This is a genomic window from Thermostichus sp. OS-CIW-26, from assembly GCF_054058395.1.
In genome coordinates this window covers 18,906-32,052 of sequence record NZ_JBSSAG010000032.1, presented here as the reverse complement: position 1 = coordinate 32,052, position 13,147 = coordinate 18,906, and the positions used below count along the sequence as shown (strand labels likewise).

Genomic DNA, 13,147 nt, shown 5'->3' with positions numbered 1-13,147 from the left:
GATGGACTGACGCAGCTCCTCGATTTCCCGCAGACGGGCGGCGTTCTCCTCGGCAGACTGGGCGCGGCTTTCTTGGATGGACTGACGCAGCTCCTCGATTTCCCGCAGACGGGCGGCGTTCTCCTCGGCAGACTGGGCGCGGCTTTCTTGGATGGACTGACGCAGCTCCTGGATGGATTGGCAGAGCTCCCGGATTTCTCGGCCGTTGGCAGCAGTCTGTTCAGCCGTCCAAGCCAGCAGTTGTTCCACCCGGTCTAAGCGGTCTTGGCTCTGACTATTCACTCCGATGCCTCGCCTTGTGATGCAATCGATAAACTCCATCCGATTATAAGTGGAGTTAAGCTCAGCCAAATAGGATAGGTGGAATGGTTATTCCCAGAGCCGCCGGATTGGAGAGCGATGCAGCAACTGGTGGGCTTCGGCCAGCAACTCCGGGATAGGCAGATGTTCTGGGCAGCGGGGCAAGCAGTCACCGCATTCGGTACAGCGGTCGGCAGGTGACCCCGGAAACCAATGCCCAGCTTGGCCGAACATGTTGTAGCGGTACTGGGCAAACTCCGTCATCTCGTGGGCAATGGCCAAGTTGCGCAAACGCAGCACTTCGGGAATGTGGATCCCTTCTGGGCAGGGCAGGCAGGCGTAGCACTGGGTGCAGCGGCTGGATCCCAAGCGTTCCTGCTCGGCTTGGCGCAACCGCTCCTGAATCTGAGGGCCATCCACCCACCAACGGTCGGGATCCTGTAAAGCCGACAAGGCCACCTGTAGCTCCTCAGGATGAGTGATGCCCAGGCTGAGGGTGTGAACACGGGGATCCGCCAGCAAAAAACGATAGGCAAACTCCAAGGGGCTGAAAGGTGCACAGCACTCCTGCAGGTGTTGGGGCGGGCGATAGAGCATTCCCCCTTTATCGGCAGGAGAAATGATGAACACGCCCATATCTTGCTGGGCAGCCGCTTCTAGGGCCGGTGCATTGCGCTGTTGGAAAAAGTGATAGTGCAAATTAACAAAGTCAAAGCATCCTGTCTGGATGGCCTGCAAAATTAACTCCAGGGATCCATGGGTGGAAAACCCAATGTGGCGCACCCAGCCTTCCTGCTGGAGCTGCTGGAGAATCGGCAACCCTTTCTGCAGCACCCACTCCAGATGTTCCGGCAAGTTGATGCCATGAAAGGCAAATTGATCCAAGTAATCCACCCGCAGACGGCGCAGGGATCCCTGAAGCCGCTCTCGCAACCCATCTGTGGGAGTGAGTTTGCTGGTCAGAATCAACTGATGGCGTGAAAAGGGCAGGGTTTGCAAAATCTCGCCCAAGAGCACCTCGGCATGGCCATAAGCCTGAGCCGTTTCGATGTGGTTGATCCCTGCGGCTAGGGCTGCCTCAACGGTTGCCTGAGCTTGATCCCTGGGCACATTGACCAAGCGCATGCTGCCCAGAGAAAAAACCGAGACCAGCTGTTGGGTGCGCCCAAAGCGACGGTAGAGCATTCCGGTTGAGGTAGCACCGGCAACTTCCATCAAGCCACCCCCTGGAAACGAGAAACGGCCTCAGATTGTCGGGTACAGACGGCATTTCCCTCAGGGGATTGGGGGTTTTTGCCCAGCAGTTCTGCCGCCAGCAGGATCGCCTGCTTGAGGCTCTCGCATCGGGCCACCCCTTGGCCGGCAATGTCGAAGGCAGTGCCATGATCGGGAGAGGTGCGAACAAAAGGCAACCCAATTGTCAGGTTGACTGCCCGGTCAAAAGCCAGCATCTTCACCGGGATCAAACCTTGATCATGATAGAGAGCCAAGTAGGCATCTGCCACAGTTGGGGATCCCTGGCCATGCCAGGCTTGCGCGGGAGCCAGCCACAGGGTGTCGGGGGGAAGCGGCCCCCAAATTTGGGCGTGGGCATAGGTGCGCAGCAGCTCGGTCAGCCATTCTTTTTCCTCCGATCCCAGTTGCCCCTGTTCGCCGGCATGGGGATTCAGGCCGGCCACTGCAATCACAGGATCCGGGATCCCAAAGGTGTGGCGCAGGGATCCCACCAGCAAATCCAGCGCTGTCCGCACCCGCTCTGGAGTCAGCACGGTGGGCACCTGGCCGAGGGGAATATGGGTGGTGGCCAGCAAAACCCGCATCTGCCAGCCACTGTGGGGGGAACGGGCGACAAACAGCATCCCGTAGCGTTCAGACCCACTCAGTTGGGCCAAAACTTCCGTTTGGCCAGGGAACCGGTAGCCAGCTTGATGCCAGAGATATTTGGCGATGGGTGCTGTCACGATCCCCTGAAACTCGCCCCGCAGCGTCTGTTCGACTGCCGTTTTCAGGTAAACAAAACTGACCCCACCACTGTCAGCATCCCCTTGACCAATACAGCCAGGCTGTAACCGAAAGCCTGTGTCGCATTCCAGCATCGGGATCCCTGCCGGATGGGCCAATGGAGCCGGCGACCGATCTCTCAGCAGGCGATAGGTGGCTTCTAGAACCTGCCGATCCCCTACAACCGTGATGTGGGCGCAAGACTGCACCTCAGGATCCGCCAGCGCCTTGAGCACAATTTCCGGCCCAATTCCCGCGGGATCCCCCAAGGTCAGCGCCAGTTTGGGCCGTGGAATGCTCATGGTGTCTTTATCTTGAGAAGACGGACGATCCCCATGTTCCAGGGGAAAGAGAGTGCTGAGGAAAGCTGTGGGGAAGGTCGCCATCCCTTTGAGCAAGAATTCTGAGCTCAGCCTATCAAGTCAGCTGCAAGGGGATCCATGCCGGCAAAATGGTTTAATGAGGGTTTAGCGATATTGAACCTCTATGGCCGAGACATTCCTTTACAACGCCTTGCGTGCTGCCCTCGACGAAGAAATGGCCCGGGATCCCAACGTATTTGTTTTGGGAGAAGATGTCGGCCATTACGGTGGCTCCTACAAAGTCACCAAAGACCTGTATCGCAAGTACGGGGAGATGCGCCTGCTGGATACCCCCATTTGCGAGAACAGCTTCACCGGCCTGGCCATCGGGGCAGCCATGACCGGCTTGCGCCCGGTGGTGGAAGGGATGAACATGGGCTTTCTGCTGCTGGCCTTCAACCAAATTGCCAACAATGCCGGTATGCTGCGCTACACTTCCGGGGGCAATTTCAAGATCCCGATGGTCATCCGCGGGCCGGGCGGGGTGGGTCGTCAGTTGGGAGCAGAACACTCGCAGCGGCTAGAGGCCTACTTCCAAGCGGTGCCCGGGCTTAAGATCGTGGCCTGTTCAACTCCCTATAATGCCAAGGGCTTGCTCAAGTCCGCCATCCGCGACGACAACCCCGTTCTCTTTTTCGAGCATGTGCTCCTGTACAACTTGAAAGAAGATCTGCCAGAAGAGGAATACCTTTTGCCTCTGGACAAAGCCGAAATCGTCCGATCCGGCTCCGATGTTACCCTGCTCACCTACTCCCGCATGCGCTACCACGTGCTCAAGGCCGTGGACACTTTGGTGCAGCAGGAGATCGACCCTGAGGTGATCGATTTAATCTCGCTGAAACCTTTAGATATGGGAACCATTGCCGCTTCGGTGCGCAAAACCCATCGGGTGATCATTGTTGAGGAAGACATGAAATCGGGTGGCATTGGGGCGGAACTGACAGCTCGCATCATGGAAGAACTGTTCGATGAGCTGGATGCGCCGGTGATGCGTTTGGCTTCGCAGGACATTCCCACCCCCTACAACGGCACGCTGGAGGCGGCCACCATCGTGCAACCTGCAGATATTGTGGCGGCGGTGGAGCGGCTCCTCTACGCGGATTAGAACCCCCAAAAATCCCTACAAAACAGCGCCGAAATCTATCTCCCAGCAACTTGCAAAATCCTCAGGGCAACCTTGCTAAGATTTCCATGGCAGGGATCCGCGAATATGCAAGGCGTACTGCTGATCCTCTACATGTTGGTTGTCAGTGGCCTGATTGCCGTTGTTGGGGATCGGGTGGGCTACCGCATTGGCAAAAAGCGCCTTACCTGGTTTAACCTGCGCCCCCGCCATACCGCCATTCTGGTGGCCGTGGTGACCGGCGTGAGCATCTCCGCCCTGACTTTGGGCACACTGCTGCTCCTCAACCGCTCTCTGTCGGAGGCCCTGTTCAGCTACACCAACCAAATTGCCCAGGCGGAGCAAGAGCTGCGGGCCCTCAACCGCCAAAAAGCCCTCTTGGAAGCGGAAAATGCCGCTCTCAGGGTTGAGCGAGACCACCTCAAGATGGATCTGGATCAATTTCGCAGCCAGCAGTCGGCAGCCCAAACCCGCCTGAGCGAAGTGCGCGATCAACTGGCGGTGGCGCTGCAGGAGCGGCAGGAGGCGGAGGCCAAGCTGGCGGCAGCCAACGAGCAACTGGCCAAGGTGCAGCCCAGTTTGGATCGAGCCCAGGCCGAGTTGGAGGCAGTGAAGGCAGAGGTGGAGTCGGCCCGCCAGGTGATCGCCACCTTGGAGTCGCAAAAACAAGCCCTGCAACTGGATCGGGATCAGCTGGAGCGCTCCCTGGATGTGGTGCAGGCGGCCTTAACCCAACTGGAGAACCAGAAAAACCAGCTTGAGCAGGAGATCGAGCAGCTCAACCAATTGGCGGTGCGGCTGCGGCGGGGGGAACTGGCCATCTTGGCGGGGGAAGTCTTGGCAACGGGGGTTGTGGAGGCTCCAAGAGGGGCAAAACCAGAGGCGATCCGGCGGCAGTTTGAGCACCTTTTGGCCCAGGCGGAACAGCGGGCCCTTGCCCTTGGATCCCAGCCCATGCCCCCTCTGGAAAACGCGATCTTGATCCGCCGCGAGGATGCCGATCAAGCCTTGGAGAAGTTGCAAGAGCCCGGTAGCTGGGCGGTGCGCATTCTCTCTCTCACCAACCGGCTCAAGGGGGAGCCTGTGCCTGTGCTCGTGCAGATTTACCCCAACCAGCGGATTTTCGCCAAGGGATCCGTGCTGGCCCACGGGGTGATTCAACCGGGTTTGAGCGAAAATCAGATCCAACAGCAACTGCTGGGGCTGCTGAACCAGGCCAATCAGCGCTCGCAAGAGGAGGGGCTTCTCTCGGATCCCATCACCGGCACTGTGGGGGAGTTCTCCCAGGTCAAGTTTCTGGAGGTTGTGCAGCATCTCCGCCAGAGCACCACCCCTCTGGATGTGAAGCTAGTTGCCGACACCGACATCTACACAGCGGGGCCATTGCGGGTGAGTTTTCTGATGGCAGAAGCTTCCGGTCAACCCGGCTCTTCTGGGGCTCAGCAGGCGGGGCGTCCTGAGGGATGACGGATTCACTCCATTCGGCAAGGCTGAAGAGCGAACGAGTGCTGATCGGTTTCGACCCAGGGCGCGACAAGTGCGGCATAGCTGTGGTGCAGGTGCAGGCGCTTGCGCCAATGGAGCTGAAGGTTTTACACCGGGAGGTGGTCCCTTCCGCGGCAGCGCTGTCTAGACTACAAACGCTCCGGCAACAGTTTCAGGCGGAGCAAGTGATCCTGGGCAATCAGACGACGGCCCAAGCCTGGAAGTCTCAACTGGAATCGATCCTCCCCCCGCAGCAGATTGTCCTGGTGGATGAGCGGCACAGCTCCCAAGAGGCCCGTCAGCGCTACTGGGATTTTCACCCACCGCAGGGATGGGAGCGGCTGTTGCCCAAGGGGATGCGGGTGCCCGCCAAGGCTTACGATGATCTGGTGGCTCTCATTCTGGTGGAGCGGTACTGTCGTGGGCGAGATACGGCTGAGCCGACGTGAGCTTCTACAGGGGATCCTGCTGGAGCTGGTGGCAGCAGGATGTGGGGGGCCGGATGCGCACTTGCCTCTTATCGTGGCGCTTAAGCAAGGGATCCCTGCCAGTTTGCTCAACGAGTTTCGCCGCCGCACCCAGGCCCGCTTTCGGCTGCAACTGTTGGATAGTCGGGATCAGTTGTTGGCCTATCTCCGGCAAAGTGTTCAGCCGGCTGATCCGGCCTGGTGGGATCCGGGGGGATGGTTCCGGCGGCGGCTGCCGGTGGCGGCTTTGAGTTTGTTGGGGGCCGACGGATTGGATCGGGCCATTGCTGCCGGTTGGCTGGATCCGCTACCGGAAAGCCTGCTGGGAGAACGATGGCAGAATCTGGATCCCCGTTGGCAAGCTGCGGCACTCCGGGAGGGGCAGATTTGGGGTGTGCCCTGGCGCTGGGGGGTAACGGCCATTGCCTACCGCCGGGATCGGGTGAGGGAGCCCATTCGGGACTGGGCGGATCTGTGGCGGCCTGAGCTGGCCGGCAAACTGACTCTGCCGGATCATCCGCGGGAGGTGATTGGGCTAACCCTAAAGAAAATGGGCCGCTCCTACAACGATCCCCTCAACCCTGAGGATGTGGAATTACGGCAAGAGCTGGGATCCCTGCACCGTCAGGTTTTAACTTACACCTCTTCCGACTACCTGCCCATCTTGCGCTTGGCCGATAGCTGGGTGGCCGTGGGCTGGTCGCAGGATCTCTACGCCACCCAAGCCAACTACCCTGAGCTGGCAGTGGTGATCCCGGCCTCCGGATCCGCCATCTGGTGGGATGCCTGGGTGCGACCCCACGTCGAAGACCATGCCCACGAAGACAATGCCCACACAGAATCAACCCAGACCGATTCCGGATCCCTGTTGGCTGACTGGCTTGATTTTGTCTTGAATCCTGAATTTGCCCCCCGCTTGGTCAATCTGAGCGGGATCCCTTCGGTTTTGCCGCTGGATTTGGCTCAACTTGCCCCACGCCTGCAACGCAGAGCCGACTTGCAAATCTCCACTTGGCAACGCTCGGAGATCTGGCGCCCCCTGAGCTCAGCCGAAGCCGAGTCCTATCTCAACCTCTGGGATCAAATGCGGCGGGGCCTTTTGTAGAAACACAGCGAGCGCGAGCCCTCCACTCTGCAACACTTCGTCAAGGTCCGCAATGCTTCTGAGGAGCTGTGGTAGGATGCCTGCTGTCTGATGAGCCAGTTGCACTTGCATCGAGGAGAGCACCTTGAGTCTGAGAGTTGCTGTTGTGGGGGGCGGCCCAGCCGGAGCCTCTGCTGCCGAAGTTCTGGCCCAAGCTGGAATTGAGACCTTTTTGTTTGAGCGGAAGCTGGACAACGCCAAGCCCTGCGGGGGCGCCATTCCCCTCTGTATGGTCTCCGAGTTCGACCTCCCCGAGGGGATCATCGACCGCAAAGTGCGCAAGATGAAGATGATCTCCCCTTCCAACTATGAGGTGGATATCGCCCTTGAAAAAGAAAACGAGTACATCGGCATGTGCCGCCGCGAGATCTTGGATGCCTTCTTGCGCAATCGTGCCCACCAAAAAGGGGCGGAGCTGATCAACGGCAAGGTAATGCATCTGGAGATCCCCCAAAATGGCCGGGATCCCTACATCCTGCACTACAACGATTTCTCTGACGGATCGAGGCAAGGGGTGCCGCGTTCTTTGGCTGTGGATGTGGTGATCGGGGCGGATGGGTTTCACTCCAAGGTGGCAGAAGCCATTGGTGCTGGCGACTACAACTATGCGCTGGCCTTTCAGGAGCGCATCCGGCTCCCGGACGACAAAATGGCCTACTACGCAGAGCGGGCAGAAATGTATGTGGGGGACGATGTTTCTCCAGACTTTTATGCCTGGGTGTTTCCCAAGTCCAACCATGTAGCCGTGGGCACCGGCACCATGAGGGCAAACCAAGCCCACATCCAAAAGTTGCAAGCTGGGATCCGCGCCCGTGCTGCCGAGCGTATCCGCGGCGGCCAGGTGATCAAGGTGGAAGCCCATCCGATCCCAGAGCATCCCCGCCCGCGCCGCGTGGTGGGCCGTGCTGCTTTGGTGGGAGATGCGGCGGGATACGTAACCAAATCCAGCGGCGAAGGGATCTATTTTGCCGCCAAGTCAGGCCGCATGTGTGCCGAGACCCTTGTCGAGACCTCCAACGGCGGCAAGCGCATTCCCACAGAGGAGGATCTAAAACTGTATCTCAAGCGCTGGGATCGCCAGTACGGCCTGACCTACAAGGTCTTGGACATCCTGCAGCGGGTGTTCTACCGTTCCAATGCCACTCGCGAAGCCTTTGTGGAGATGTGCGCCGACCGGGACGTGCAGAGGATGACCTTTGACAGCTACCTCTACAAGACGGTAGTGCCCATGAGCCCTTGGGTGCAGTTCAAGATCACGGTCAAAACCCTGGGCAGCCTGATTCGCGGCAACGCTTTGGCTCCCTGAAGTAACCCTACTGCCACTGGAAGGTCACCGTGACGCGATCCCAATTGGCCTCGGTTTTCAGCACACTGGCGGAGGCCCTTTGTCCGGGGGGCACGTCGCTGGGCTCAAACGCTGCCACTCGCGTATCGACAACTTCTTCTCCCCGATAGAAGGTGAAACGAGCACGGGCGTTGAGAACCGTGCGGGTGCTGCGGTTGATCGCTTCCACGCTTAGGCGGCTACCGGCCCCCACTCGTTCTTCCCGAATGGATCCCACGATTACAAAATCTCCTGGGCTAGCGGCAGACTCGGCTGGGGTGGCGGTCGGAACTGGGGTGCCAGGCTGTGGGGCCGTCTCGCTTTGCTTGGGATCCGACTGCCTCAGCAGCTCCAAAACACGGGCCAACTCCTGCTGAAAGAAAACAAAGGCTTCCCGCGATTGGTTGGCCACCTGGGCCAAAATCAGTCGATCCGACTCCTCTACCGGAATTTCCAGGAGGGGAGCTGGCCCTTTTAGGGTGACTCGGATGCTGGCGACTTCTTGGTTGATGAACTTATCCAGGTAGGGAAAGATGTTGAGAATGCAATCTTGGAAGGATCCCATCGGCATGATGCGATTGTTGGTCAGCACCAAGTCGGCCCGCTCACAGCTAGTCCGATCCTCCATATCAATTTCCAAGGGCACCCGAAAGGAGCCGAGGCTGGTGTTGGTGATGGTAACCCCAATGCCGTACACCTCCTGCCGCCAGCCATGAACGATCTCCAGGCTGGGGCTGGTGACTTCCTCGGTGAAATACTCTCCGGCCCAGGTCGGGGATCCCCACAGAGGCAGGGCCAATAGCAGCACAGGGAAATGGCAGGTCAGTCTCCCATTCACCTCAACCTTCCTTCACTCAACTCGCGGACTTCGGGGCAGAGCAGCGGTGTTTCTTGCTCCCCCGGGATGGCAATAGCCTAACCCAGGGCTGGCGCAAACCAGGGGGAGTCTTTGAATAATCTTTCCAACAATAACGGCTTTGAACTTCATCCGCTCTGCCCAAAGGGATAGCCCAGTACCCGTCTTCATCGAGCTGGGGGTTGCCTTTGCGGTGGATCCCAGGGGCCATTTTGTCGGGGCAGCGCCACCGGCTCTGCCGTTTTCCGCTGGGATCCCGTCTGCGATAGGATCAGAAAGTCCAGCTTACTGGCGCAGGAGCCCCGCCCTCTGTCCGTAGGACGAGGGTCGGGAGGAATGCGGAAGTTACGATAGAACCATGACCCAAGTCCTGACCGTCTCCTGCAAGCTCAAGGTGTCCCAGTCGCAAGCCGCCAAATTGGACGCGACCTTGGCTGCTTTCGGCCAAGCCTTGAACTGGGTCAACCAAAACACACCAGAGAAGGTAGTTAACGCCGTTAAACTTCAATCTCTGTGCTACCGCCAAATCCGGGCCCGGTTCGGCTTGTCCAGTAACTTGGCAAGGACTACGTCCCGCTTACGCGACCAGCAGGTCTGCAGACGGCTGGCCGGCGCCCGTAAAGTTGCCCAACAGAAAAACCGCCCCGTCAAAGCGTTCAAAGGGGGCTTCGCTACCTACGATGCACGTATCTTTTCGTTTCGCGAGAAAGACTGGACGGTGTCGCTGACCACGGTTGGGGGTCGAGAGCGCTTTGAGCTGGCGATTGGCCGTTACCAGAGAGAACAGTTTGCAGGCTCCAACCCCAAATCCGCCACTCTGGTCAAGCGCAAAGACGGTTCCTACTCCATTCAGATCTGTGTGGAAACGGAACCGTGCCCACCGCAAGGCACGGATAGAGTGCTGGGCGTGGATTTGGGAAGGACGGATATTGCTCATACATCGGAAGGAGATAACTGGAATGGACAGCAGTTGAACAAAGTCCGAGACCATCACTCGCGGTTGAGGGCGGTACTTCAACGCAAAGCCAGTAAGGGCACCCGCAGTTCGCGGCGCAGATGCAGAGAACTGTTGCAACGGCTGTCTGGCAAGGAAAGACGCTTTCAGTCGCGTCAGCGTTGCGTAGCAAAAACGTGGGTCAATCATCGCATCTCCAAAGCTATTGTCTCTAGGGCAAAGGCGACAAATAGCGCTCTTGCTCTGGAAGACTTGACAGGGATCCGGGAAAGGGTCAATCAACAGCCACGCAGCAAAGCCGAACGGCGCAGGGCCAACAGTTGGGCGTTTTATCAACTCCGTCAATTTTTGGAGTACAAGGCTCTGCGTGCAGGGGTTGCTTTGATTCTGGTGCCGCCTGCCTACACGTCGCAGACCTGCCACCGGTGTTTGCACATTCATCCCGACCCTGCGCAATCCTACCGCAGTGGAAAGAAGTTTAAGTGTGGACACTGTGGATGGGAAGGGGATGCGGATTTGAATGGTGCGAATGTGATTGCGCTCTTGGGGGCTGTCGTAAACCAGCCTAGAGGTTCGGGCTTGTTTTGTTCTCTGGTAGAGCAGAACAGGCTTAGGGCTACTGAAAGCCCGCGCTACACTGCTAAGGCGGTGTAGGGTCGGGTAGTTTACAAAGTGCCAAAATCCTAAGAGCCTCAGATCGAGTGCGACCGTGTTCCTCACCTTCTCAGCAGTATGGCTAGATCCTCAGCTTCGTGGCTCAGTCGGCTCTCCTTTTTGCGAGGGCTGATCTTCATCTTGGCCGTGGTGGTTGCCCTCGTTTACTTGGGCTTCAGCCGGGAGGTTCGCCTTGGCCTCGACCTCAAGGGAGGAACCCAGCTCACGCTACAAGCTGTGCCCACCGAGGAGGTGCCTGAAATCACCCCCGAAGTGATGCAGGGGGTAGAGGCCGTCATCCAGCAGCGGATCAACGGGCTGGGGGTGGCTGAGCCTCTGGTGCAGATCAGCGGCCAAGACCGCCTGTTCGTGCAGTTGCCGGGGGTGGCGGATCCGGATCGGGCCATTGCTCTCCTTGGAGATACAGCCCAACTGGAGTTTCGCAAGGGCTTGGTTCCTGTCAGCGCGCTGCCCCGCAACGAGCGGGGAGAGATAACCGCGGGGGAGGATCCGGATACTCTGTTTGAGCGGGTCGGCCTCACCGGGGATCTGCTGCGCAATGCCTATCCCCAAGCCCCTCGCCGCGGATCCCAGAGTTGGGAGGTGCTGCTGGAGTTCAAGCCGGAGGGGGCAGAAAAATTTACTCAGCTCACCCGAGATCTGGCCGGAACAGAACGTCCATTGGGCATTTTTCTGGACGACGTGCTGATCAGTGCCCCGATCGTGGGGCCGGAGTTTGCCCGCACCGGCATTACCGGCGGGACGGCGGTGATCACAGGCAACTTTACGGTGGAGACGGCTACCGATCTGGCGGTCAAGCTCAAGGCAGGGGCGCTGCCGGTTCCCATTCAGGTGATCGAAAATCGCACCGTCGGGGCCACTTTGGGGGAAGTGAGCGTGCGCCGCAGCCTCTATGCCGGGATCGGGGGCCTGGTGCTGGTTTTCGTCTTTATGGTGGCCTACTATCGCCTGCCAGGGCTGATTGCCGACATCGCTCTGCTCATCTACGCCCTCTGCACCTTTGCTCTGTTCCAACTGCTGGGGGTCACCATGACTCTGCCGGGGATCGCCGGCTTTATCCTCAGCATCGGCATGGCGGTGGATGCCAATGTGCTGATCTTCGAGCGCATCAAAGAAGAGTTGCGGGCCGGCAAATCCATCTACAAGTCCATCTCGGAAGGGTTTAACCGCGCCTTCAGCAGCATCCTGGACAGCAATGTGACTACCCTTTTGGTCTGTGGCGTGCTTTTCTGGCTGGGGATGGGACTGGTGAAAGGGTTTGCGGTAACCCTGGGCATTGGCATTCTGGTGAGCTTCTTTACGGCCATCACCTGCACCCGTAGCCTGCTCTTGGCGGCAATGGGGATCCCCAGCTTGCGCAAACCTGAGTTTTACGGCGTTCGGATGGAGGCGGCCCAATCATGACGGCTCAAGAGCTATCCCCCGTAGATCCCGCCTCTCGGTTGCTCGACTATCGCTTCGACATTGTTGGACGGAGCAAGCTGTGGTTCAGCTTGTCCTTGGCGGTGCTGCTGGTGGGGCTGGTCAGCATGGCCTTTTCCCTGGCTTCTCTGGGAACTCCCCTGCGGCTGGGGTTGGATTTTTCCGGCGGCACCTTGCTGGATCTGAGCTTTGAGCGGCCTGTCACCACCGAGGAGCTGCGACGGGCGCTGCAGGAACACAACCTGGGCACCAGCATCATCCAGCTGGACACCCAAACGGGCCAGGAAGCCCTGATCCGCATGCCCCCCTTGACTGAGCAAGAGCGGCTGGCCGTGGAAGCCACCCTGCGGCAGGAGGTTGCCCCCTTCCAGCGCAACCTGGTCGAGACGGTTGGCCCGACGGTGGGGCGTTTGCTCTTGCGTTCCGGCATCGTGGCGGTGCTCATCTCTTTCGGGCTCATCGTGCTGTACCTGGCCCTGCGCTTCCAGTGGGATTACGCGGTGTTTGCCATTGTGGCGCTGCTGCACGATGTAGTGTTGACGATAGGGCTATTTGCCCTTTTGGGCCTGACGGTGGGTATGGAGGCGGACAGCCTGTTTGTGGTGGCGCTGCTGACCATCATCGGCTTTTCCGTCAACGACACCGTGGTCATCTACGACCGCATCCGCGAGAATCTGCGTCTGGTGAGCCGCAAGGTCAGCCTGGCCGAGGTGGTAAACCTATCTCTGAACCAGACCTTTGCCCGCTCCTTGAATACCACCCTGACGACGATGCTGCCCCTAGTTGCCATCGCCATTTTCGGGGGAGCTACCTTGAAGGGGTTTGCCATTGCCCTGCTCATTGGCTTTACTTTGGGGGTGTATTCCAGCATTTTTATCGCCAGCCCCCTGTTGGTGTGGTGGCGGCAGCAGCGCTACGGCAAAAGTAGCGAAGATGCCCGCGCAGGCAGGGATCCCGATTCACTTCCCTCTGAGGGCTAGGGCCCCGATATCGGAAAAATTGGGTCGATTGGGTGGGGATCTGTCGTTCGCGC

General features: G+C 59.0%; 11 protein-coding genes and 1 pseudogene. 8 read left to right on the top strand and 4 right to left on the bottom strand.

Translation table 11 applies throughout. From position 1 onward, the window contains the following. The 3 genes and pseudogenes from ACVW0C_RS11605 to pdxA all read right to left on the bottom strand — a co-directional run. Positions 1-282 (bottom strand): annotated as a pseudogene (locus ACVW0C_RS11605) (hypothetical protein); the annotation flags it as partial. Between the two features lie 87 nt (positions 283-369). Next, a complete protein-coding gene (locus tag ACVW0C_RS11600) occupies positions 370-1,485 on the bottom strand; it encodes an aldo/keto reductase (RefSeq protein ID WP_457385522.1) in 1,116 nt (371 codons plus the stop codon). A 29-nt stretch (positions 1,486-1,514) separates the two neighbouring features. Continuing rightward, positions 1,515-2,603, bottom strand: a complete 1,089-nt coding sequence (gene pdxA, locus ACVW0C_RS11595; protein WP_457385519.1) for a 4-hydroxythreonine-4-phosphate dehydrogenase PdxA — start codon at positions 2,601-2,603, stop codon at positions 1,515-1,517. A gap of 184 nt (positions 2,604-2,787) precedes the next feature. Here pdxA and ACVW0C_RS11590 point away from each other — a divergent pair, with 184 nt between their 5' ends. From ACVW0C_RS11590 to chlP, 5 genes are all read left to right on the top strand, one after another. Further along, on the top strand, positions 2,788-3,768 hold the full coding sequence (locus ACVW0C_RS11590) for an alpha-ketoacid dehydrogenase subunit beta (protein WP_414331610.1): 981 nt from the start codon (positions 2,788-2,790) through the stop codon (positions 3,766-3,768). Between the two features lie 105 nt (positions 3,769-3,873). Then, positions 3,874-5,253 (top strand): DUF3084 domain-containing protein, encoded by a 1,380-nt coding sequence (locus ACVW0C_RS11585; RefSeq protein WP_457385518.1) that lies wholly within the window; start codon positions 3,874-3,876, stop codon positions 5,251-5,253. After that, a complete protein-coding gene (locus ACVW0C_RS11580; protein WP_457385517.1) occupies positions 5,250-5,720 on the top strand; it encodes a pre-16S rRNA-processing nuclease YqgF in 471 nt (156 codons plus the stop codon). Before ACVW0C_RS11585 ends, ACVW0C_RS11580 begins: the two co-directional genes overlap by 4 nt. Continuing rightward, entirely contained in the window at positions 5,692-6,843 is a 1,152-nt protein-coding gene (locus ACVW0C_RS11575) for an extracellular solute-binding protein (protein WP_457385515.1), read from the top strand. The genes ACVW0C_RS11580 and ACVW0C_RS11575 overlap by 29 nt, the downstream gene beginning before the upstream one ends. Before the next feature lie 124 nt (positions 6,844-6,967). Then, the gene (chlP, locus tag ACVW0C_RS11570) at positions 6,968-8,188 is read left to right on the top strand and encodes a geranylgeranyl reductase (protein WP_414406886.1); all 1,221 of its coding nucleotides are present in this window, start codon (positions 6,968-6,970) and stop codon (positions 8,186-8,188) included. Positions 8,189-8,195: 7 nt separating this feature from the next. Here chlP and ACVW0C_RS11565 read toward each other — a convergent pair whose 3' ends face one another. Further along, a complete protein-coding gene (locus ACVW0C_RS11565) occupies positions 8,196-9,044 on the bottom strand; it encodes a hypothetical protein (protein ID WP_414358346.1) in 849 nt (282 codons plus the stop codon). Positions 9,045-9,420: 376 nt separating this feature from the next. Here ACVW0C_RS11565 and ACVW0C_RS11560 point away from each other — a divergent pair, with 376 nt between their 5' ends. The 3 genes from ACVW0C_RS11560 to secF all read left to right on the top strand — a co-directional run bounded on the left by ACVW0C_RS11560 (position 9,421) and on the right by secF (position 13,094). Continuing rightward, positions 9,421-10,671, top strand: coding sequence for an RNA-guided endonuclease InsQ/TnpB family protein (locus ACVW0C_RS11560; protein ID WP_457385513.1), 1,251 nt, complete (start codon positions 9,421-9,423; stop codon positions 10,669-10,671). Positions 10,672-10,749: 78 nt separating this feature from the next. After that, entirely contained in the window at positions 10,750-12,096 is a 1,347-nt protein-coding gene (gene secD, locus ACVW0C_RS11555) for a protein translocase subunit SecD (RefSeq protein WP_457385512.1), read from the top strand. After that, positions 12,093-13,094 carry a protein translocase subunit SecF gene (gene secF, locus ACVW0C_RS11550; protein ID WP_414331115.1) on the top strand — a complete coding sequence of 334 codons (1,002 nt, stop codon included), beginning with the start codon at positions 12,093-12,095 and terminating at the stop codon, positions 13,092-13,094. Before secD ends, secF begins: the two co-directional genes overlap by 4 nt. Positions 13,095-13,147: the final 53 nt, after the last annotated feature.